Annotated in this window: 15 protein-coding genes; 11 read left to right on the forward strand and 4 right to left on the reverse strand. The window is 47.1% G+C overall.

From position 1 onward, the window contains the following. The first annotated feature begins 39 nt into the window (after nucleotides 1-39). The 3 genes from BIT28_RS12420 (at nucleotide 40) to wecA (BIT28_RS12430) (ending at nucleotide 3,224) form a co-directional block, all read left to right on the forward strand. Nucleotides 40-813 carry a glycosyltransferase family protein gene (locus tag BIT28_RS12420; protein ID WP_075764102.1) on the forward strand — a complete coding sequence of 258 codons (774 nt, stop codon included), beginning with the start codon at nucleotides 40-42 and terminating at the stop codon, nucleotides 811-813. Between the two features lie 136 nt (nucleotides 814-949). Continuing rightward, nucleotides 950-1,870 (forward strand): UTP--glucose-1-phosphate uridylyltransferase GalU, encoded by a 921-nt coding sequence (gene galU, locus BIT28_RS12425; RefSeq protein WP_075764104.1) that lies wholly within the window; start codon nucleotides 950-952, stop codon nucleotides 1,868-1,870. Between the two features lie 232 nt (nucleotides 1,871-2,102). Then, the gene (wecA, locus tag BIT28_RS12430; protein ID WP_075764225.1) at nucleotides 2,103-3,224 is read left to right on the forward strand and encodes a UDP-N-acetylglucosamine--undecaprenyl-phosphate N-acetylglucosaminephosphotransferase; all 1,122 of its coding nucleotides are present in this window, start codon (nucleotides 2,103-2,105) and stop codon (nucleotides 3,222-3,224) included. 103 nt (nucleotides 3,225-3,327) lie between these two features. Here wecA (BIT28_RS12430) and BIT28_RS29535 read toward each other — a convergent pair whose 3' ends face one another. Then, complete coding sequence (locus BIT28_RS29535) at nucleotides 3,328-3,501, reverse strand: hypothetical protein (protein WP_175577520.1); 174 nt, start codon at nucleotides 3,499-3,501, stop codon at nucleotides 3,328-3,330. A gap of 235 nt (nucleotides 3,502-3,736) precedes the next feature. Continuing rightward, a complete protein-coding gene (wecA, locus tag BIT28_RS12435; RefSeq protein WP_075764106.1) occupies nucleotides 3,737-4,834 on the reverse strand; it encodes a UDP-N-acetylglucosamine--undecaprenyl-phosphate N-acetylglucosaminephosphotransferase in 1,098 nt (365 codons plus the stop codon). Between the two features lie 426 nt (nucleotides 4,835-5,260). On the opposite strand from wecA (BIT28_RS12435), the gene BIT28_RS12440 reads away from it, so the two are divergent. Further along, complete coding sequence (locus BIT28_RS12440) at nucleotides 5,261-6,667, forward strand: MBL fold metallo-hydrolase (RefSeq protein WP_075764108.1); 1,407 nt, start codon at nucleotides 5,261-5,263, stop codon at nucleotides 6,665-6,667. Between the two features lie 154 nt (nucleotides 6,668-6,821). Next, nucleotides 6,822-7,988, forward strand: coding sequence for a nucleotide sugar dehydrogenase (locus tag BIT28_RS12445; RefSeq protein ID WP_075764110.1), 1,167 nt, complete (start codon nucleotides 6,822-6,824; stop codon nucleotides 7,986-7,988). Nucleotides 7,989-8,140: 152 nt separating this feature from the next. Here BIT28_RS12445 and cpsG read toward each other — a convergent pair whose 3' ends face one another. Continuing rightward, entirely contained in the window at nucleotides 8,141-9,505 is a 1,365-nt protein-coding gene (cpsG, locus tag BIT28_RS12450; protein ID WP_075764112.1) for a phosphomannomutase CpsG, read from the reverse strand. A 261-nt stretch (nucleotides 9,506-9,766) separates the two neighbouring features. On the opposite strand from cpsG, the gene BIT28_RS12455 reads away from it, so the two are divergent. Next, nucleotides 9,767-10,087 (forward strand): hypothetical protein, encoded by a 321-nt coding sequence (locus tag BIT28_RS12455; protein ID WP_075764114.1) that lies wholly within the window; start codon nucleotides 9,767-9,769, stop codon nucleotides 10,085-10,087. Between the two features lie 94 nt (nucleotides 10,088-10,181). Here the strand turns inward: BIT28_RS12455 and mnmC are convergent, their stop codons facing one another. Further along, nucleotides 10,182-12,197 (reverse strand): bifunctional tRNA (5-methylaminomethyl-2-thiouridine)(34)-methyltransferase MnmC2/FAD-dependent 5-carboxymethylaminomethyl-2-thiouridine(34) oxidoreductase MnmC1, encoded by a 2,016-nt coding sequence (gene mnmC / locus BIT28_RS12460; RefSeq protein ID WP_075764227.1) that lies wholly within the window; start codon nucleotides 12,195-12,197, stop codon nucleotides 10,182-10,184. 205 nt (nucleotides 12,198-12,402) lie between these two features. On the opposite strand from mnmC, the gene fabB reads away from it, so the two are divergent. From fabB to truA, 5 genes are all read left to right on the forward strand, one after another. After that, nucleotides 12,403-13,617 carry a beta-ketoacyl-ACP synthase I gene (gene fabB, locus BIT28_RS12465; protein WP_075764116.1) on the forward strand — a complete coding sequence of 405 codons (1,215 nt, stop codon included), beginning with the start codon at nucleotides 12,403-12,405 and terminating at the stop codon, nucleotides 13,615-13,617. Nucleotides 13,618-14,176: 559 nt separating this feature from the next. Continuing rightward, nucleotides 14,177-15,349: a 4-phosphoerythronate dehydrogenase gene (locus tag BIT28_RS12470; protein ID WP_075764118.1), complete on the forward strand. Its 1,173-nt coding sequence runs from the start codon at nucleotides 14,177-14,179 to the stop codon at nucleotides 15,347-15,349. Further along, a complete protein-coding gene (locus BIT28_RS12475; protein ID WP_075764120.1) occupies nucleotides 15,346-16,359 on the forward strand; it encodes an aspartate-semialdehyde dehydrogenase in 1,014 nt (337 codons plus the stop codon). Before BIT28_RS12470 ends, BIT28_RS12475 begins: the two co-directional genes overlap by 4 nt. Before the next feature lie 282 nt (nucleotides 16,360-16,641). After that, nucleotides 16,642-21,696 (forward strand): FimV/HubP family polar landmark protein, encoded by a 5,055-nt coding sequence (locus BIT28_RS12480; RefSeq protein WP_139310464.1) that lies wholly within the window; start codon nucleotides 16,642-16,644, stop codon nucleotides 21,694-21,696. A gap of 217 nt (nucleotides 21,697-21,913) precedes the next feature. Further along, nucleotides 21,914-22,699, forward strand: coding sequence for a tRNA pseudouridine(38-40) synthase TruA (gene truA / locus BIT28_RS12485; RefSeq protein ID WP_075764124.1), 786 nt, complete (start codon nucleotides 21,914-21,916; stop codon nucleotides 22,697-22,699). Nucleotides 22,700-22,750 lie beyond the last annotated feature (51 nt).

Here is a 22,750-nt window from a genome sequence, read left to right on the forward strand (position 1 = left end):
CTTTTATACTTATTGTTTAAAGGGCTGGGTTTTTTAGATATGGCAGTATATATTTCTGTAGTTTCACACGGTCATGGTGGTTTAATTAAACAATTAGATTGTCTTGCTAATTTAGCAGAGAAATTCAACGTTGTTGTGAAACTTAATTTAAAAGAATTGGACTTGGTGTCTTATCTTAAAGAGAATAACATTCATGTTATAGATGAACTATATGGCTTGGGTTTTGGTCACAATAATAATGTTGTTTTCTCTCATTGTAGTAATATATTAAAAATGAATGATGGTGATACTTTTATTGTTTTCAATCCTGACGTAATCTCAAGTGTAGAAGCTATTGAGCAACTTGTAGATTCTATGAATAAGGAAAAGGTTCCAATTGCTGCTGTAAATTTATTTAAAGATGCTAAATATTCTTTGCCTGATAATTCTATCCGAAAATTCCCCAGTTTAACTCAATTTATAAATTCGTTTTTAGGCTTGGGGAACTCTAGCATCATCAATAAAAAAAACATAATAAAACCGACTATTACTGATTGGGCCGCAGGGTCGTTTTTAGCTTTTACTGCTTCACATTACAAGACGCTACAAGGTTTTGATGAGAATTATTTTATGTACTGTGAAGATATTGATATTTGCTTTAGAAGTAATCGATTAGGAAGTCCAGTAACTTTTTTCCCAAATGTAAAAATGCAGCACCTTGCTGAACATGCTAATAGATCTATGTTCTCGAAGCATTTTTATTGGCATTTAAAAAGTGTTATCCGATTTTTACTCTGTAAACGGGGTTTAACCAAAGTAAAAAGTTCTTTATGATAACTCAACTACTTATTTAGTCCGTTAGGCGTGCAGGGTAACCTGTAAATTCCATATTTCTCTTTATTCCTAAACATGAAACAGGTTTACCGCCACTTTGTATAGGTGCATGGTAGAAACTTCATTATGGTCTTCTATGAAAAAAATAACAAAAGCCGTCATTCCAGTGGCGGGACTAGGTACACGCATGCTGCCTGCGACCAAGGCGATCCCAAAAGAGATGTTGCCGCTTGTCGACAAGCCGCTCATTCAATATATCGTCAATGAATGTGTGGCGGCCGGTATTAAAGAGATCGTGCTGGTCACCCATTCGTCTAAAAACGCGATAGAGAACCACTTTGATACCTCTTATGAGCTGGAGGCTACGCTGGAAATGCGCGTGAAACGTCAGTTGCTTGATGAAGTGCAATCGATTTGTCCGAACGAAGTCACCATCATGCATGTTCGCCAGAGCCATGCCAAGGGGTTGGGCCATGCCGTTCTGTGCGCCAAACCGTTGGTGGGGGATGCTCCGTTTGCCGTGGTGTTGCCAGATGTCATTTTGGATGAGTATACCGCTGATCAGTCGGCTGAGAATTTGGCGGCGATGGTTCAGCGTTATGAACAAACACGTTGTAGCCAGATCATGGTTGAACCGGTGCCGATGTCTGAGGTGTCCAAATACGGTGTTGTCGATTGCGGTGGGGCGACCCTGCAAGGGGGCGAGTCTCATTCGATGACCGCGATGGTAGAAAAACCGACCGTTGAGGAAGCGCCGTCTAACCTGGCGGTGGTGGGCCGTTATGTGCTGTCATCGAATATCTGGGGCAAACTGGCGATGACGCCTCCTGGGGCTGGCGATGAAATTCAGCTCACTGATGCCATTGATATGCTGATGGCACAAGAGACCGTCGAAGCTTTCCATATGACTGGAAAATCCCATGATTGTGGTGATAAGCTCGGTTATCTTAAAGCCTTTGTCGAGTATGGTCTGCGTCATGAAAGGCTTGGAACTAATTTCAGTGAATACCTAAGTAGTTTAATTAAAGGTGATACAGCATTGAAGTTAGTTAGCTAAGTGTTGTTGGCTAGTATTCTTTTTCGTTATTATTTCCTCGAACCTCGAACCTCGAACCTCGAACCTCGAACCTCGAACCTCGAACCTCGAACCTCGAACCTCGAACCTCGAACCTTTAAATCTATAAGTAAACCTTATGCCTACCGCATTTATTTTTGTATTTTTTACTTCGTTTTGTAGCCTTTTCGTTTTTCGAAAAGTGGCAAAGCGTGTTGGTTTGGTTGANAACCTTATGCCTACCGCATTTATTTTTGTATTTTTTACTTCGTTTTGTAGCCTTTTCGTTTTTCGAAAAGTGGCAAAGCGTGTTGGTTTGGTTGATAAACCAAATGCTCGTAAACATCACCAAGGTGTAATCCCTCTAGTTGGTGGTGTCTCAATTTTTATTACATTAGCTATTACCTTCTTATTGTTTGCACATATAACACCAGATGCTTTGCTATTTTTGGTTTGTGCCTTGATTTTGGTGATTACAGGGGTTGTTGATGATCGCTACGATATCAGTTTTAAGCTGAGGCTTATTATTCAGGCTGGTGTGTCGTTTGCGATGATGCTGATTGGTGATAAGAGCCTTCATAATTTGGGTTACCTGATGGGCAGTGAAGCCATAGAGCTATCCGTTGCTGCTAGTTATCTCATTACTGTTCTTGGTGTTATCGGTGCGATTAACGCTTTCAACATGGTCGATGGAATTGATGGGCTGCTTGGTGGTTTGGCATCTGTAACTTTTGGTGCGCTTGGCTTCATGTTCCTAGTTGACGGGAACATGGATTTGGCAATGACTTGTGGCTTGATCGTGACTGCAATCGTGCCATATATCATGTTAAACCTTGGTTTTCCTCTAGGGCGCCGTTTTAAGGTATTTATGGGCGATGCCGGCAGTATCTTTATTGGTTTCACTGTAATTTGGTTGCTGATTGAAGCGACTCAAGGTGAGAACAATACCTATATTCGCCCGGTAACAGCATTATGGGTTATTGCGATTCCTCTTATGGATATGGCAACAATCATGGTTCGTCGTATAAGAAAAGGGCAATCGCCGTTTAGGCCGGATCGTGAGCACCTTCATCATATTTGTCAACGTATTGGGCTTTCTTCAAGTATGTCGCTGTTCGTGATATGTACAATGGCTATAGTCATGGCAGGTGTTGGTATTTGGTCTGATATGGAGAAGATCAGTGAATCAGTAATGTTTGCTAGCTTCTTAGGTGTGTTTGCGGTTTACTTCTTTGTGATCAGCCATATCTGGCGTATTATTACCTTTATCCATAAGCTGTTTGGCACGAATAAACCTATTGATTTTAGTTTAGAAACGCAAGGCCAAGCTCCACAACAAACAAACTCAGAAAAATAAATATATGCGGTAGCTAAGAGTGTTCGTACTTATGCCCTGTTGTAATTGCCTAAATAGCAACAGGGCTTATTGCTATTAAGTGCTTTAATGAACATTGTTCTACTTACTTCAAATATTCCTGCCTTCTATCTTCTCGTCTCATCGCCTTCGATTGTCTATCGTATTTTTCAAGCTCGTCTAGAAATAGAGATCCTTTCCACAGGGAAATAAAGCCTGCCTCGAAGATTGCATCAAAAAGTTCTTCTACTCTCCAGTTGAAAGTTGTTCTTTTTTGCATACATCCTCCTACTAACAGAGTTCTTGTTATAATCATGCTTCCGGTAATTTCATCATAATGCAATGTCGTTTAAATTACTGAAAGTATTGCTATGCCACATCGGAGCACAAATGAAGTGTAGCCTTTATATGGTAGGATGTAAGTAGCAGTTATGAGACGTCTTTAGATAATGTGACCTATAGAGGGTGCTGTTTATACCTAAGCCATTAACAATGTACGTTTTATCTAGGGTTAATTAGCTTCTGTTTTCTCTGTTGGCTCTCTTGCTGGCTAGTTCTGTCATATTGATGTTGATCTTGCGAAGGAATGCCGTGATCCGCCAAATATGTGTGATAGACAGGTAGTAGGTAGCGAATAGCATAAGGAAAGCGTTGAACATGATTGATTCGCTCACCTTAGCTTGTTCACCAAGCACGCCGATATAGGCAAACAGTGATGCTAAACCACATATAGCAAGAAGGGTCATTCTTTGTGATAGGCCAATGCGCTGACAGATGTGGTGAAGGTGTTCACGGTCAGGCTTAAACGGCGATTGTCCTTTGCGGATACGACGGATCATGATAGTTGTCATATCCATAAGTGGAAGAGCAATTAACCACAACGCCGTTACTGGGCGAAGTGGTGTGCTTTCGCCTTGAGTCCCGTTGACCAAAAGCCAAATGACGGTGAAGCCAATGAATACACTACCGGCATCGCCCATAAATACCTTAAAGCGTTGTCCAAGCGGGAAGCCAAGGTTGAGCATGACATAGGGGATTGTTGCGATAACGATAACCAGGCAGAAATGGTAAAGATCTAGCTGATGGTCAAGCCAGAACAGGTAGCCGAGCGATGAAAAGGTGACTGTAGCCAGACCTCCGAGTAATCCATCTATGCCATCAACCATATTAAAGGCATTTATGGCTCCGAGAACAGCTAACGTTGTAATGAGGTAGCTCAATGGTGTGTTTAAGGTCAAATTGCCAAAGCCCAGTAAGTTACCGAGGCTGGCAAGGTACAGGCTGCCGAATTTAATCATGATGACAGACATCATGACTTGAATGACGAGTCGTGCTTTGAAGCTAATGTCGTATTTGTCATCTATTGCACCTGTGAAAACCAGAACCGAAGCACAGAACAGGTAAAGGTTAGTGTCTCTGGCCAGGTCTGGTGTCATGAATAGCGCAAGCGTTACGGTGCCAAAAATAGCGAGACCGCCGATAAGAGGAATAGTGCCAAGGTGCTGTTTTCTTCCAGATGGAACGTCGACGAGCTGGATCTTCTTGGCTACCTTTCGCAGCACAAACAGGCTGACGAAAGAAACGATAAAGATGAGAGCAAGTCCACTGTCCATAGGGATGACCTTTTAGATATAAGCAAAAAACTGACATATGTTATATCTATTACGGATGACATTAAAGTTACATATGCAATAAGTGGTTCGCTAAATTGGTAATAGCGAGTAAGGTAACGTTTTAGAAATGTTTATTGCGTATATTTAAAATTTTATACTAGCCTTGAAGGCTTGGTAATGAACTATTTTGTTGTACCTTACTATGTGAAATTTTATGTGTCACCACAAGGTGTGTCAAAATTGCTATTGTCTTTTTTTTAAGACTGTTGGTTACCGTTTATCACGTTTATCTTTCCCCTAGTACTATATCGCTCGCATGAATGGTTTTTTTTCCGTGATATGTCTCTAGCAAAATATTGTGAACGCTTACCCTTCGTTATGCTTTTGCCATCATCGGTGCAGGCTCACAAACCATAGGGCAAAAGAGTGAACATTATCCATCATGGTGCTCGTACTGGCGTAACGGGCTCGTGTCATGAGATACGAATCGGCAACTACGGACTGCTTATTGATTGCGGCTTGTTCCAGGGAGAGGAAGGCGGGCGCCTGTTAGATATTGATTTTCCAATCGAGCATATACGTGCGCTATTGCTAACACACTGTCATATTGATCATGTTGGGCGTTTGCCCTGGTTATTGGCGGCGGGCTTTCGTGGGCCGATTTATGCCACAGAAGCAACGGCTGCGTTATTGCCGTTAATGCTGGAGGATGGCCTAAAAATCCACCTTGGGCTGAATAAGGTTCAGTGCAGCAGGTTTACCCAATTGGTACAGCAGCTTTTAAAGCCTATTCCTTTTGATTGTCGTGTCGAGCTGATTTTGCCTAGTAGTGAGTTGGTAAGTATCTGCTTTCGCCCTGCCGGCCATATTCTGGGGTCGGCCTATATCGAGCTTGTATTGCCGGAAGAAGGGCAGATAAGTCATTCCTGTGGGCGTAAAGTCGTTTTTTCCGGCGATCTTGGCTCCTCGAATACGCCATTGCATGTTGACCCTCAATCACCCGAACAGATTGACACACTGGTAATAGAAAGCACTTATGGTAACAAGCAGCATCAGTCTGTTTGTCATCGTGAGCGACACTTAACTTCACTCATAGACCGTTCTCTTAAAGATGGTGGGGCAATATTGATCCCTGCGTTTAGCGTCGGTCGTACCCAGGAATTGCTGTTCGATATAGAGAATTTGATAGCCAAGGCAATGAAAGGCATTTCTAAACAAGTTGACTCTACAGTGAATTGGCATCAACTTCCTGTGATCCTGGATTCTCCTTTGGCAATGGAAGTTACGCAGCAGTATGTTACTTTCCAGCGGCTATGGGCAAAAGAGGCTAAGCAGCGGGTGATCAGCGGGCGGCATCCCTTGTCTTTTGAGCAGTGCGTGACTATCAATCAGCACTCTGATCATATTGCGCTTGTTAATCGACTGAAAGCGACTGGAGAGCCTGCGATTGTTGTTGCAGCAAGCGGGATGTGTGCTGGTGGTCGGATTATGAACTATCTTGAATCTTTACTGCCGGAGCCCCAAACGGATGTAGTGATGGTGGGATATCAGGCGAGAGGGACCTTGGGGCGCCAGCTCTTGGAGCAGCCTAAATCTGTTGATATTAATAATCGTCGGGTAGAAGTGAATGCAGCTATCCATTCGCTGTCGGGTTACTCTGCTCATGCCGATCAGGATGATTTGATTCAGTTTGTGGCAAATATCAAGAATGGTCCTTCGCAAATTCGGATTGTCCATGGTGATGTTGCCGCACAGGAAGCCTTGGCTCAAAAACTGGCTGTAGTAAAACCTGATTGCGAGATCATCGTAACAGCAAGCGAAACGCTGGATTAATAGGCCGGATAATTTTAAGACGAGTTAAATAATCATGTCATAAAGCGTTAAAACGACTACTCTACAATAGTGACCTTATACGGTGCTTTATAAGTATTGTTACAATATGAATTATTCCCTAAAAGCTGAAAATTGAATGATTTGAGGTTTAGTAATGCATATTACTGTTGTAGGAACAGGATACGTCGGGTTGTCTAATGCCGTGTTGTTAGCACAGAACAATGAGGTGATAGCTCTTGATATTCTTGAAGACAAAGTAAGCCTAATCAATCAGCAAATTTCTCCTATAGAGGATAAAGAAATTAGCGAGTTCCTGATTGGGCGGGAGTTAAATCTAGTTGCCATGATAGATAAGCAGTGTGCTTATGAGAAGGCAGAGTATGTGATCATCGCGACACCGACCGACTATGATCCGGTGACAAATCACTTTGATACCTCTTCGGTCGAAAGTGTGATTAAAGATGTGATGGCAATCAATCCCGAAGCGGTGATGGTCATCAAATCTACGGTACCTGTTGGCTATACCGAGCGAGTTAAACAAGAACTCGGTTGTGAGAACCTTATTTTTTCGCCTGAATTCCTGCGTGAAGGGAAGGCACTGTTAGATAATCTTTATCCTTCCCGGATTATCGTGGGTGAGCGCTCAGAGCGTGCAAAGCGTTTTGCAGAGCTTTTGGTACAGGGGGCGGCAAAAGAAGATATTGAGGTGTTGTTTTCGGAATCGACCGAAGCTGAGGCGGTAAAGCTATTTTCTAATACGTATCTTGCTATGCGGGTGGCCTACTTTAATGAGCTGGATTCTTACGCTGAAAAACATGGCCTCGACAGTCGCAAGATCATCGAGGGTGTTGGGTTAGACCCTCGTATCGGCTCTCATTATAACAATCCGTCTTTTGGTTACGGTGGTTACTGCTTGCCAAAGGATACCAAGCAACTACTGGCAAACTACCAGGAAGTACCGAACAATATCATTGGCGCTATTGTGGAGGCGAATAGAACCCGTAAGGATTTTATTGCTGATTCGATCATCAGCAAGCGGCCGAGTGTGGTGGGTATTTTTCGCCTGATCATGAAGAGTGGTTCTGATAACTTTCGTGCCTCTTCCATTCAGGGCATCATGAAACGTATTAAAGCGAAAGGTATAGAGGTTGTTGTGTATGAGCCAGTGTTACAGGAAGAGGAGTTTTTTAACTCTCAGGTGATCACTGACCTTGAGCAGTTCAAGCTCATGTCTGACGTAATTGTTTCAAACCGCATGGCAGCAGAGCTCGAAGATGTTGCCGATAAGCTTTATACCCGCGATTTGTTCGGGGAAGATTGATTAGTGAACAACAGGTTCGAGTAACGAGAAGAGAGTGGCGAGACAGGCGAATAATTTTGAAAGGATTTTATCGCCTCTCGATACTCTCATCTAGCTTCTCACGTTTATTAGAAATGCCAATGTCACACATTATATGGACACCAAAGTATCTATCATTGTCGTAGCAAATCTAATATTTCTCGCGTTTTTTCTTCCATTAATGGAATATTTCGCCGAGATTCTACATTAAGGCGAACTACTGGTTCGGTATTTGATGAGCGTAAGTTAAAACGCCAACCTTCAAACTCTATACTTATACCGTCAGTCTCATCAACTATCAAAGCATCAGATTCAAATGAACTTCGTACACGAGATATTGCTGCTTGAGGGTCTTTTAATTTAGAGTTTATTTCACCAGATGAGGGATATGCTTCGATACGACTCTTTACCGTTTCAGATAATTTCATATTATTAACAGAAAGAAGTTCAGTAACCAATAGCCACGGTATCATTCCACTATCACAATAAGCGAAATCTCTGAAGTAATGGTGAGCACTCATTTCCCCCCCATACACAGCATCCTCCTTGCGCATACGTTCTTTAATAAAGGCGTGTCCGGTTTTTGTCATAACAGGCTCGCCACCACCAGCATTCACAATATCGATAGTGTTCCAGCTTAAGCGTGGATCATGAATGATCTTCGAACCTGAGTATTTCTGCAAAAAGACTTCCGCTAATAGGCCGACGATATAGTAACCTTCGATAAATGTTCCTTCCTCATCAAACAAGAAACAGCGATCAAAATCACCATCCCAGGCAATACCCATATCAGCTTTATGTTCTACCACCGCATTTGCAGTATCAGCACGACACTCAGGAAGTAATGGGTTTGGGATGCCATTCGGGAAGTTGCCATCCGCTTTATGATGAATCTTGATGAATTCAACTGGCACACTAAGTGCGCCAAAACGCTTTTCGATTTCATCAATCACATGACCTGCTGCCCCGTTACCAGAGTTCACCACCAGCTTAATAGGTTTTATGTTGCCGGGAGTAATGTAAGTCATCAGGTGATCAACATAAGGCACTAGGTTGGATTGCTTGATTAATACGCCACGTTGAGTGACTTCAGGAAATTCATTTCTCTCCGCAAGGGCTTGAATATCGCGAAGCCCGGTATCGTCACTGATTGGCTTTGCGTTTTCACGAACCAGCTTCATACCATTGTAGTTCATCGGGTTATGGCTGGCAGTCACTTCAATACCGCCATCAACCCCCAAGAATTGGGTTGCAAAATAAATCTCTTCGGTTCCTGTCATACCAATGTCAATCACATCAACACCAGCATCCGTCAAGCCTTTTGATAACGCAGATTTTAATTCCTCAGAAGTGAGGCGTACATCACCTCCAACCACGACGGTTTGAGGTTTTAAGTGTTCTCCATAAGCACGCCCTATACGATAGGCTATGTCAGAATTTAATTCGTTACCCAGTTGTCCACGAATGTCATAGGCTTTAAAGCAAGTTAAGTTTTTCACTTATTAGTATCCCTCACCTTGCGAGTAAATGCGGACTATGTAACTTTCATCCAATAATTTACCGGTTTGCACTTTAATAATATCTAGTGGAGTTTTTCCTGATTATCAAATGAATATCATCTCGTTTCTTTTTGTCTTGCCTTCATCACTTTCTCACCTTTAAGACTATCGGGATCTCCTTGTTAACTTGCCTATCGATCCCGGTAACTCTCCTATACTTACATTCATATCAATAAACTCGCTTATGTGTTCGGGGATGATATGAATAAATCAATAATTGCACTTTTTTGTGCCGGGATGATGAGCATGTCTGCATGCGCGGCAGACGCGACTAGTTCGCAATCAGCCTCTAGAGCTGCGACCAATACCTCGACGGCTACATCGGTGAATGCGGCTTCTCAAGCTACGGCTGAAGCTAAGGGAACGGCTGCCGGAATTGATACCGCGATGGCGGCCTCTGCGGGTGGTTTAACGGCGACAGTATTAGCTGTGGGTGTAGCAGCAATCGTTATTGGTGTGGCGGTGTCAGATACCGGCGGCGGTGACGATCCGGCACCACCGGTAACTGTTCAGGCTGAGTAGAACTCAGTGTGAGTGTCTAGAGACGAGTATCGAAAAAAAGCGCTTTCTTGCCTTTTCTCGTATCTCTAAACTCGCCTCTCGATAACTCGGCTTCTTACAATTTCTTCCCTTTAACTAACCTGCGTACCCACATCCGTCCCGGATGTAGGGCATCTAGCACATCATTAGGTAGCGGCAGCGGATCGCCGCAGATCTGTGATGCCAGCAGTTCACCTAGCAAAGGAGCAGAGCTTAATCCGCGAGAGCCTAAACCTATCATCGAGTAGAGGTTCGGATAAGCTGGAACATTCTCTGCGCTGTCTTGTTGTTCTCTCAAATCAGCATATTGCTCGATCAATGTCTCGTAGTTGCAAACATCGCCGACAAACGGCAGGTGGTCACGACTGGCACAGCGAACGCCTACGCGAGCCTGCTTTTCAGTCATATCGATCTCTGCAGGCCAGTTAGCATCTGGCAGGCAGTCAACTAGCCGCTGCTTGTTATCAACATGTTCTTCCTCGCTAAACGCTAGATCGGTACTGCCGCGGCGGTAGCTGGCACCAATACAGTGACTTTGAGTTGCGGTGTTGGCTGGTGTCAGGTAGCCGTCATAGCAAAGCACCGTTTTTAGTTGCGATAGCGATTTATTGGTGGGGATATGACTGACCTGCCCCCTGACCGAATAGGCGGGAATGGCCTGAGTTTGTTCAAATTCTGCAAAACGGTGACCGTTGGCAACAATAACCGCTGCATGCTGGTATTGGTTTGCCGCACTATCAGTGAGTACCCAGCCGGTTTGATCATCGTGCTGAGTAAGTTTGCAGATATCTGTATTGCTTTTGAGTGTCAGGCGGCCACTTTCTTGTGCTAGCTGGATGAGGGCGCGGGTGAGTTCCTGAGGGCATAGCCAGCCGCCAAGCGGGTAGCTTACGCTGCTATGGCCCGACGGGATGCCGGTAACTTGTTCGGTTTGCTCGGCATCTAGCTGTCTAATCAGGGTGTCGGGAAACCCGCCCTCCATCATTTTTCCAAGCTTTTTCTCTGCTGTTTCATTCCAGGCTAGCTGGGTGACACCACACCATTCATGGGCAAAGGATTTTTTCTCGGCAGCTTGTTCGACAAACTGACGGGCATAGAGGAAGGCCGGAGCAAAGAAGCGAGATAACGCATCATTAGAGCCATTAAGCAGTGGGTAGACTGCGCCCTGGCGATTTCCTGAGGCACCTTCAGCCGGCAGAGGATCGGCACAATATAAGGTAACGTCCATTCCACGGCGTACCAGCGATAATGCCGTGGTTGCCGAGCCGACACCGCCACCGATAATGGCAATATCACGGGTATGTTCAGCGCTGGTGCGTGCATACCAAGGCTTATAGTTCGCCTGGTGCTGACGTTGGTTCAGCGTGCCTGCCAGCATTTCCCGTTTTGTGCCAAACCCCTTCACCTTGCTCATCTCGAAACCGGCGTCGATCAAGCCGCGTCGAACAAAGCCTGCTGCCGTAAATGTTGCTGTACTGCAGCCGACGCGCGCCAGCTTGGCCATGCCGTCAAACAGGTTCTGATTCCACATCTCCGGGTTTTTGCTCGGCGCGAAACCATCTAAGAACCAGGCATCCACGATACCGTCATCATTGGTCCATACTTGAGGCATACACTCTTTGATATCGCCAAACCATAAGTCGAGGGTGATCATGCCATCTTCCAGCACAATACGCTGGCAATCGGCAACGGCTGGCGGGTAATGGGCATGGAGCTGTTCGGCTAGTTCGGACAGCTCGGGCCAGGACTGGTGAGCTTTGATTAAATCGGCTTTGGTGACCGGAAACTTCTCGAAACTGATGAAGTGAAGCTCTTTGGTGGCTGCATTCGGGTGAGCCTTGCGAAAGGCTTTGAACCATTGCCAGACGGCCAGGAAGTTGAGGCCGGTACCAAATCCGGTTTCGGCCACGACAAAGCGGCGGCGGTTGAAGGTTTCCCAACGTTCGGGTAAGCCATTTTGTTTGAGAAAAACATAGCGTGTTTCTTCTAACCCATTGGTATTGGAGAAATAAACATCGTCAAAGTCATTGGATACCGGGGTACCGGACTCGTTCCAGTCAAGAATGGCATTTTCAATGCGCTTGTTAGACAACTCAGACAAAGGGAAACCTCATGTAAATGGTGTAACAGATATCGTGATGGTCTGAATCTGATTGGCTAAGCTACAGAAACAGAAGCACTAACGATTAAATAAAGTGAAATTGACGGGGATTGTACCTGATAGTAGGGAAAGCTGACCACTTTCTGTGAATAAACCCGTTATTATCATCAGCGTTAAATGACAGTAGGAATTCATCATGAAACGAGCCGTAATTACAGGCATGGGTATCGTATCCAGCATTGGTAACAACGTTAAAGAAGTGCTGGAGTCTTTGAAAACGGGTAAATCCGGTATCAACTTCTCTGAACAGTTCGCAGAAATGAAGCTGCGAAGCAATGTTTGGGGCGACTTAAAGATGACCCCGTCTGAGCATATCGACCGTAAAAAAATGCGTTTCATGGGCGATGCAGCAGCATTTGCGTATTTGTCTATGGAGCAGGCAATTGAAGACGCCGGCCTGACTGAAGAACAAGTTTCCAATGACCGTACTGGCCTAGTGGCGGGTTCGGGTGGCGCATCCTCTTATAATCAGGCTGCAGCCGTTGATATTCTACGCGAGAAAGGCGTCAAGCGTGTCGGTCCTTATATGGTGCCTCGTACCATGTCATCGACAGTATCAGCCTGTCTGGCGACACCGTTTAAAATCCGTGGTGTGAACTACACCATGAGTTCAGCTTGTGCAACGTCTGCACACTGTATCGGCCACGCATTGGAGCTTATCCAGCTAGGCAAGCAAGATGTGGTTTTCGCCGGCGGCGGTGAAGAGCTGGACTGGACGCTGACTATGATGTTCGATGCGATGGGCGCCCTGTCGACTAAGTACAACGATGATCCGACTAAGGCATCTCGTACTTATGATGCAGACCGTGACGGTTTCGTTATCTCTGGTGGCGGCGGTATGCTGGTTGTCGAGGAGCTTGAGCATGCTCTGGCTCGTGGCGCGAAAATCTACGGTGAAATCGTAGGCTACGGTGCGACATCAGATGGTTACGACATGGTAGCGCCTTCTGGCGAAGGTGCGGTGCGTTGTATGAAGATGGCAATGCAGGATCTTGACGAACCGGTTGACTACATCAACACCCATGGTACCTCTACACCTGTTGGTGATGTGAAAGAGCTTGGTGCGATCCAGGAATTGTTTGGTGAGAAGAGCCCGGCTATTTCTGCGACTAAAGCGATGACAGGTCACGCTCTGGGTGCCGCTGGTGTGCATGAAGCTATCTACTCGACACTGATGCTGGATAACGGCTTTGTTGCGCCAAGTATCAACATTGATAACTTGGATCCGGCGGCAGAAGGCTTGGATATTGTTACTGAAACCCGTGAGCAACCGCTGAAAACAGTGATGTCTAACAGCTTCGGTTTCGGTGGTACGAACGCAACACTTGTGATTAAGAAATACGAAGGTTAAGCCTTCGGGAGAGAATAGAGATACGGGGTTCGAAATATGAGATAGAGGGACGAGTATCGAGAAAAGACGAGTTAGGCTCACCTTGAAACTCGACACTCATGACTCGCCCCTAAACCCCTTTTATCTTTTTCCGGGACGGCACTGGCTAAGAACCAATCTAAGACGACTTTGGCGAGACTTCGAAGATTGCTGTTTCTATAGCCAGTGCCTATTAGACAGACGCGACATTAGCTTATGTGAATAGTATTTTCTTTTGCGGGAGCTGTCTATTGCAGAAGCGAGTGTTTTTTATAACCTGGATTTTTTTACCCGGCGCTATGCCGGGTTTTTTTATGTCTGAAGCAGGAGCGAGCTTCTAGAGACGAGTTTCGAGGAGCAAGTAATAAGAGCAGAAAAGTTTGACTCATATTAATGACTTGCAGACTGCAAACCTCAGAGCTCTAGGAAAAGCAATGGCTTGACAGTACAATGAGTTTCTTGAATTCTCACTCGATACTCGATACTCGATACTCGATACTCGATACTCGATACTCGATACTCGATACTCGGATCTAACCCCATGAAAATCCTTATTGACGAAAACATGCCTTATGCGGCCGATTTATTCAGCCAGCTGGGCGAGGTTGTGACGAAGCCGGGTCGGACGTTAACGTCCGATGATCTCATCGACGTCGATGCCCTAATGATCCGTTCAGTGACCAAAGTAAACAAGTCGTTGCTAGAAAAAGCCGATAAGTTGCGCTTTGTCGGAACGGCTACCGCGGGGCAGGATCATGTCGATCAGGCGTTGCTTGAACAGCAAGGCATCACGTTTACTGCCGCGCCCGGATGTAACAAGGTCGGCGTGGCGGAATACGTGCTCAGTAGCTTGATGGTGTTGGGGCAGCAGCAAGGTTTTTCGGTTTTTGACAAAACCATCGGTATTGTTGGAGCCGGTAATGTGGGTACTTACCTGGCCCGGTGCCTTGATGCATTGGGGATCCGTTATTTGCTCAATGACCCTTTAAAAGAGCAGCAGGGCGATAGCCGTCAATTCCATTCGTTAGAAACGATACAGACACAGTGTGATGTCATTACCCTGCATACGCCAATCACTCGTGACGGTGACTTCCCGACTTACCACCTGGTTGATGAAGCCTTTTTGGACACCTTGGCACCGGGAGCCATACTGATTAATGCTGCGCGCGGTCCTGTGGTTGATAATCAGGCATTGAAAGTGGCGCTGCAACAGGCCAGCAGTGGAGAGGGCAAGCCGTTAACTGCTGTGTTGGATGTCTTTGAGCATGAGCCGCTGGTGGATCTCGAATTACTGCCGTTGCTGGCGTTTGCAACCCCGCATATTGCCGGCTATGGCCTCGAAGGTAAGGCGCGGGGTACCACTATGGTGTTTAATCGCTATTGTGAGTTCCTTGGCCTCGATAAGCAGGTGTCGGCCTCCAGTTTGTTGCCAGTGGCACCGATCCCCTTCGTCCAGCTGAGTAAGAAGTGGCAAGAAGAAGACTTATTTACCCTGATCCAGCTTATCTATGATGTCCGCAAAGATGATGCCTTGTTTCGTCGTGAAATGATCCAAAGTGCGGGTAACGATCAGCAGATGGCTGCGGCTTTTGACTTGATGAGAAAAAATTATTGGGATCGGCGCGAATATAGCGCAATTACAGTAGCCGGAGAGACGGGTTTTGGGGTAGAGTCGCTGGCTAAATTAGGTTTTACAGTAGAGGAAACTCCATGAGCCAGGAATTTGATATTGCCGTACTCGGCGCAACAGGTGCTGTCGGTGAGGCCATCGTCGAAGTTCTAGAGGAACGCAATTTTCCTGTTCGCAATCTATATTTGCTAGCATCTGAGCGTAGCGCAGGCAACACGTTGCGTTTTAAGGGCAAAAGTGTTCGTGTTACAGATGTAGAAGAATTTGACTGGAGTCAGGTGCAGCTTGCACTATTCTCTGCCGGTGCGGAAACGTCTGACCGTTGGGCACCGATTGCTGCTGATCACGGCGTGGTTGTGATTGATAATACATCACGCTTCCGCTACGAATACGATGTACCTTTGGTGGTGCCGGAAGTAAACCCGCATGCGCTGGCTGATTACCGGAACCGAAACATTATTGCTAACCCGAACTGTTCGACCATCCAGATGCTGGTGGCACTTAAGCCAATCCACGAAGCGTATGGTATCGAGCGCATCAATGTTGCCACTTACCAGTCGGTTTCAGGCTCGGGCAAGAAAGGTGTCGATGAGCTGGCGGGGCAAACGGCTAAGCTGTTAAACGGCCTACCGGCGGAAAACAAGGCTTACGACAAGCAAATTGCCTTTAACTGCCTGCCGCACATTGATGAGTTTATGGATAACGGCTACACCAAAGAAGAAATGAAAATGGTGTGGGAAACTCAGAAAATTCTGGGTGACGATAATATCCGCGTTAACCCGACCTGTGTTCGCGTCCCTGTGTTCTATGGCCATGCCGAAGCGGTACATGTGGAAACATGCCAGCCAGTCCATGTCGAGGAGGCTGTCAGCCTGCTTGAAAATGCTGAAGGCATTGAAGTATTCCACGGTAATGACTATCCGACCCAGGTGGGTGATGCAACAGGAAAAGACCATGTTATGGTTGCCAGAATCCGTGAAGACATCAGTCATCCGTGTGGTTTGAACATGTGGGTTGTTGCCGATAACGTCCGTAAAGGCGCAGCAACAAACAGTGTACAGATTGCCGAGAAACTGATTGAAGAGTACTTGTAATTCTCACGTACTTGTTCCCTCCCCTTATGAAGGGGAGGGCCAGGGTGGGGTTGAAGCCTCTTGCCAACCCTCCCTTGAAAGAGGGCGGAATTATCTTTGACTACATTAAGTATTGTTGATGCAGGGCCCTTCCTTTGAGCAACAACCCTCAATTACCGCTCAAGAGTCTTGATGTGTGGTCGATAGATTCATTATGCTTAGCGCCATGACTTCGATTGTCGGTTCAACTCACGCGATACTCGAAACGACTTTATTATTCCCTGCCAGAGAGGACAGTAGGCAGTGTCTGACCTATCGACTATGATAAAACGCTTACTATTACCGGTTATTTTCGCCAGTGCAGCCTTCCATATACCGGTTCAGGCCAATACGGTACGTATTGTTGGCCCTGCTGCTGACGAGCAGCCTGCAACGATTGTTGAGACGGCTCGGAATACCTCAACAAACCGTTCTTCTGCGACTCGCTATGGGCCGACGGCCAATAGTGAGACGCTGTGGTCTATTGCAACCCGTAACCGCCCGAACAATCAGGTGTCGGTCTATCAGGTCATCGGTGCGATCCACCGTGCCAATCCACAGGCTTTCGAGCAAAACAATATTCATGGTCTGATCCCCGGCAGCGTGCTGACCATTCCGAGCCTGGGGCAGATCCGTCAGGAAAACATTGATAGCGTCAAGCGTCGCCTGGCCGCTGACCAGCGCCGTCAGTCACGTCAGACATCCTCGCCTGCACCATCTAGTGCGCCAGCACCAAGAGCGAATACACCAGCACCAACCGTAGTTGCCCAGCCGATTCCCAAGCCAGATGCCGCAAAAGAAGAAGTGGTGAGTCAAGCTGCTCCTAAAGTGAGCAGCGAGGCTAGTTCGTCGTCGGCACCGCAAAGCCCGAAAGGGGGAATTCCGCTTAAGCCAACGGCTCTTCAGGCGCAGCTGGATGCGTCTGACGTCCAAATGACCAAGCTGCTGGAAAGCAATCATTTATTGCGGGTTCGCCTTGCTGAGATGCAGCACGAAGTTACGGCATTGAAGGATCAGATCAGCAGTGACGAGATCCTTCGAGAGCAAATCAAAGGGTTCATTCAGCAACAGAAGGTCCAGCTGGTGGAGCCTGTTGTTGTTCAAACGTCATGGATTGATAACCTGATAGCCAACCCATGGGCGTTAGCTGCAGTTGCCTTCCTTCCTGGTTCACTGATTGCCGGTGCACTGGCTTTCTTCATGCTAAGACGCAAGAAAGAGGGTGACGATGAGGTTAAATCCCTAGACAGCCCGGAACAAAAACCTGCGATGGCCCCTCCTCCTGAGGATGATGCGGTTAACCCGGAGATTCCGCTCAGCGATGACAATGATATTGATGATCTTTTCGGGGGCGATGACGACTCGTTGTTTGATGATCCTGAAAAGAGCCTCTTCTCTGGCGAGCCGGATAAAGAAGTCGATGCTATTGATATGCTCGATTTGTCTACAGATAGTAGCGATGAATTCGAGATTGACAGCGGCCTGACCCCGAGCAGCATTTCTGTGAAAGGTGATGAGCAGGCGATTGGACTCCAGGACATGGAGCGAGCGCTGGATGAAATGGATCAGACCTCAGATCCTAATTCGGATGAAGCTCTGGCCGCAATGTGGGAGCAGTCGCTTCAAAGCGAAGCCGATGATGAAGACAGCTTTGATCTTTCTGATGACAGCACGGTCGGCTTGGATGACGATTTACTCGGAGAGCAGAAGATTGACGATGGGCTGCTTGATCAGTCTATTTTGGATGATCTGCTGTCAGAAGTTGAAATGGAACAGGAAAGTCACGATCAGCCTGCGCAAGAAGATGCAAGTCAGCAGGTGGTTGATCAGGATGATCTGGATTCGTTGTTTGATTCGGTTGAGGTAGAAGAGACTCCGGAATCTCCGTCGCCGGTTAGTTCAGAGCAGGCTGATGTTGTCGAAGAGGCTGCACAGCAGGCCGCCGTTGATCAGGCGCTAGCCGATGTTGATGCGATGTTTGCCGTTGAGTCTGAAGCTGTTGATGAAGATGATATTGACGCTTTGTTTGAAGCGAACAGCACGGCATTGCTCGATGAGCTGATAGAAGAAGACGATGAGTTAAGCACTGAGGTTGAAGTCGAGGTTGAGGAAAACAGTACAGCACTGCTTGATGAATTGCTTGGTGACGATGACACCAATGATCTGCTCAATCCGAGCGTATCCATTGATGAAAACAGCACAGCATTACTTGACGAGTTGGTTGATGATCTTGATGACGACCTTGATGATGTCGACAACGATGGTTTAGCAGCATCCGATACTAAAATCGAAGATGAAGATGAGCTGAACCTTGATGATGTCGTTATTGACGAGAATAGCACTGACCTACTTGATGATATTCTTGCTCAGCACAGCAGCCTTCCTGAGCTATCGGCTTCTGAGCCCGAACCGCAAGGCCTAGACGAGACGCTAGGCACTCATGAACAGCAAGCCATCGATGTACAACAAGGCAGTGACAGTGATGAACTGCAAGCTATCGACGAACAGCCTGGCGATAGTGTGGGATCTGATGTTTCAGAGCCCGAAATGTTCGAGACTGATTTTTCAGACCCTGAGTTTGAGTCGGTATCTGACAACGAAGCCGCCTTATCGCAGCAACAGCAAGTACCTGATGCCGATTTCCCTGAGCCTGAACAGTCAGCTTTTGCCGAGATATTCAATGAGGCGTTGGATGAGCAGCCTGCAGATCCGGACCCGGAACCTCAAGCAGAACCTGCGCCTGTTGCAGAATCTATTCAAGAGCAGGAGCTTATTGATGCGCTCAGTCAGGAACCAGAGCAACAGCTTGATCAGGAGCCAGTGTTAGATAGCGAAGCGGATGCAGAACCACAGGAAAGCGAGTCACTTCCACAGCAAGAGCCGGTAGAAGCCGATGAAATTGATGCGTTGCTGGCGGATGTTGAAGGGTTGCTGGATGAACCTGAAACTGACGATGTCGAAGTGCTTGGCCGGAGTGTTGATGAGCTGCTGGAAAGCTTTGAGCATCAGCCGGAGCAAGCTGAGCAGGATGAATCGGCTCTCGATGCCATTGACTCTGGTGATACGACTGACTCTGATGTCGCTACTGACTCTGGTTCTGAGGAATCCAGTCTAGAGGAACCAGGTGATGAAGACGCCGGGATTCAGGAGCTTGGTGCCGAAGAGCTTGATGTTGAGAAACCTAGTGTTGATGAAACAGCTGTCGAGCCTGAAGAGACGGTATTGACTGAGGCCGATTCTGATGAACTCCCTGTTTCGGATGGCGAAGTGGTCTTGGCTGAACCAGAGCCGCTATTTGAGCCTCAGGCTGAAGTTCCGGTATCTGTAGAAGAGCCTCCTCAAAACGACGTTCTGGAAAATGACATTCAGGATGAACAACCTGAATTGGTTACGCCGAAAGTCGCTGAAGACGTATCTTCTGAAGGTGTAACGGTTGAAGACTCACCACAAGAAGATCTTGCCAAGCAAGCTGAACTGGAAGCGCCGGAACCGTTAAGTCTGGATGATTTGCCGGAGTTTGACGAAGAGGCGGCATTCAATGATCCGGAAGCAGAAGAGTTAGAGGACCTATCGCCTTCGCTTTCAGAAGATGAAGAGCAGCAGGCGCTTGATAATATTGTTAAGCAGCTGCAACAGGCAGCCGAAGCTGCCCAGCCAGAAAGTGTTGCCGCTCCTGATCTGGCATCAGATGAATCCGTATCTGAAGAGCTAGCCCCTGAAGCTCTGCTAGCTGTTGATGAATCTGAGTACCAATCTGTTGATGATTTACTCGATGCGTCGCTGGAAGACTGGACAGAAGAAGAGCCACTTCAGGAAGAAGCGCCGCAGGAAGAAGCATTTGCCGAGCAACCTGAGTTGGAAGCGCCGGAACCGTTAACCCTTGATGATCTGCCTGAGTTTGACGAAGAAGCGGCTTTTAATGACCCTGAAGCGGAAGAGCTCGAGGAGCTATCATCGCCGTTGTCAGAAGATGAAGAGCAGCAGGCGCTTGATAATATTGTCAAGCAATTGCAGCAGGCCGCCGAAGCTGTCCAGGCTGATAGCCATGAGCCAGAAGCGGAACAAAGCCCGGCCGATGAAGTGGATGCGGAGCCGACGGAACCCGTATCAGCATCTATTCATGGTGAGCAGAATATTGAGTTCGAGAGTATTGACCCAAGCTCATTGCCAGAGTTTAGCGAAGATGAAGCCTTGCAGGCGTCTTTCGATGAACAGCATGAACTCGAACAATATGAAGTAGAGCAAGGGCTGAGAGAACCGCAGGCCGCAAAACCTCTTCAGCCTGAAACGCCACCGGCAGATATGTTTGACGACGAGTTTGTCGACTCCGCCGGACTTGATATGGCTGCTCTGCTGAGCGATCCCGAGGAAGCCTTTGCTGGCCCTGACAATGTGCAGGCTGAGAACACATTGGTTGACAATGTTCTAGAAGCAGAGGTAGAAGCACAGCCAATCGAGCCAACTGTACAGGAGAGTGAACATGCACATGAGAAAGTGCATGAGCAGGAAGATGAGCTCGCTCCTCAAGACGCTGTTGTTGAGCTAGAAGACACTCAAGAATCACTCAGCATCGATTCTGCCTGGGGTGATGATGTTGACTCTGTATCGGAAGATATCGCTGGCGAGAGTGTGCCAGAGCCTGTTCATTCGGACCTGAATGAATCCGTGGCGGATAACACAGACGATATCGATACTAAACCAAGCTTTGATTTTCAGGATGAGCTTGAAGCCGAGCGTGAACAGTTGCTGTCGAACACCTTTGATGGTGATGACGAGTATTCGAGCTTTTCTGGCTCAGAGCTTGATATGCCGGAAGAAGATTCGGCAATCTGGGCGGCAACCAGCCCTGAACCAGTACTAGAGACAGAGAACTGGGCTGAACAGCCACAGATGCAAATTGAAGACGTGGCTGCTTTTGATACCGAAATGCTACTGGCAGAAGCGGAATCGCAGGCATTACTCGACGATATTGGCGGCAGTGAACTGGTTACTGATGCCGATCCTTCTCCTGCGTATATTAGTATTGACGAGCTGATGAAAGACATAGAGTCTGAGCACCCGGTCGAGGTGGAAGAAGAGCCGCTGAACCTGGAGGTCGGGCTTGATGAGTTCCCGGATGTCCTTTCTGATGTGGCTGCATTTGATGTCGATAGCCAGGGGGAATATGCCAGCAAGCTGGATTTGGCCAAGGCTTATCTTGAGATGAACGACAGCGAAGGTGCGCTTGGCTTGTTGGAAGAGGTTGCCAGTAATGGTGATGCCCAGATCAAACGCGAAGCGAAGGGGCTGTTAGACAAGGTGCGAGGATCGAGATCCTAGTATCTGAACAAGAAGGAAAACTAGGACCTAGGTTTTAGTTTTCAGGTTCGAGGAAAAGCGAGAGCCATGGCTCTCGCTTTTTTTTATGGGGTCATTTGTCTGATTCTATGAACTCGCCCCTAGGATTTCGGAACTTTGTTATTCTCGCTTTTTTCCCTATAATCCCTCACTCCTTGATAACAGGCCAGCTGCGCCGACAGTAAGAACGAAGTAAATTATGCGAATAGCTTTAGGTATCGAATACGATGGGGCCAAGTATTATGGCTGGCAGCGTCAACGTGACGTTGATAGTGTTCAGGAGCGTCTGGAAAAAGCGCTGAGTAAAGTTGCCAACCAGCCAGTTGAAGTACAGTGTGCCGGTCGTACCGATGCAGGAGTACACGGAACGGGCCAGGTCGTCCACTTCGATGTCGACGTCGAGCGTAAGATGGTTGCCTGGACCATGGGCGCTAACGCTAATCTGCCCAAAGATATCGCTGTTCGCTGGGCGACAGAAGTGAGTGATGACTTTCATGCCCGGTTTACCGCTACGGCTCGCCGCTATCGCTATATCATCTATAATCATGCACTACGTCCCGCTATTTTGGGGACAGGGGTAAGCCATTATCACGGCGAGCTCGACGTAGAGAAAATGCAAGAGGCCGGTCAGTATTTGCTGGGTGAGAATGACTTCACATCCTTCCGTGCTGTGTATTGTCAATCTCGTAGTCCTTGGCGTAACCTAATGCACCTGAATGTGTCTCGCCAGGGCAACTTTGTCATTATTGATATCAAGGCGAACGCGTTTGTACACCATATGGTACGAAATATCACCGGGAGCCTGATTAAGGTTGGCCGCGGTGAAGAAAAACCTGAATGGATGAAGTGGTTACTGGAGCAGAAAGATCGCACTCTGGCGGGTGCAACGGCGAAAGCTGAAGGTCTGTATTTGGTTGATGTTGATTACCCTGAAGAGTTTGGGTTGCCAAGAGCGCCGATTGGGCCGCTGTTTTTGCCCGATTGACAGAAGGATTAGGGGAATAAACTAGGATCTAGTTCCCCTTTAGCAACTAGT

This window comes from Photobacterium proteolyticum (genome assembly GCF_001939735.1).
Lineage (GTDB): Bacteria > Pseudomonadota > Gammaproteobacteria > Enterobacterales > Vibrionaceae > Photobacterium > Photobacterium proteolyticum.

Excerpts from the sequence above, each read along its gene's own strand:
- BIT28_RS29535 (WP_175577520.1), bottom strand. The coding sequence starts at position 3,501 with ATGCAAAAAAGAACAACTTTCAACTGGAGAGTAGAAGAACTTTTTGAT.
- BIT28_RS12475 (WP_075764120.1), top strand. The coding sequence starts at position 15,346 with ATGAGCCAGGAATTTGATATTGCCGTACTCGGCGCAACAGGTGCTGTC.
- truA (WP_075764124.1), top strand. The coding sequence starts at position 21,914 with ATGCGAATAGCTTTAGGTATCGAATACGATGGGGCCAAGTATTATGGC.
- BIT28_RS12470 (WP_075764118.1), top strand. The coding sequence starts at position 14,177 with ATGAAAATCCTTATTGACGAAAACATGCCTTATGCGGCCGATTTATTC.
- BIT28_RS12445 (WP_075764110.1), top strand. The coding sequence starts at position 6,822 with ATGCATATTACTGTTGTAGGAACAGGATACGTCGGGTTGTCTAATGCC.
- galU (WP_075764104.1), top strand. The coding sequence starts at position 950 with ATGAAAAAAATAACAAAAGCCGTCATTCCAGTGGCGGGACTAGGTACA.
- wecA (WP_075764106.1), bottom strand. The coding sequence starts at position 4,834 with ATGGACAGTGGACTTGCTCTCATCTTTATCGTTTCTTTCGTCAGCCTG.
- fabB (WP_075764116.1), top strand. The coding sequence starts at position 12,403 with ATGAAACGAGCCGTAATTACAGGCATGGGTATCGTATCCAGCATTGGT.
- wecA (WP_075764225.1), top strand. The coding sequence starts at position 2,103 with ATGCCTACCGCATTTATTTTTGTATTTTTTACTTCGTTTTGTAGCCTT.
- BIT28_RS12420 (WP_075764102.1), top strand. The coding sequence starts at position 40 with ATGGCAGTATATATTTCTGTAGTTTCACACGGTCATGGTGGTTTAATT.
- BIT28_RS12455 (WP_075764114.1), top strand. The coding sequence starts at position 9,767 with ATGAATAAATCAATAATTGCACTTTTTTGTGCCGGGATGATGAGCATG.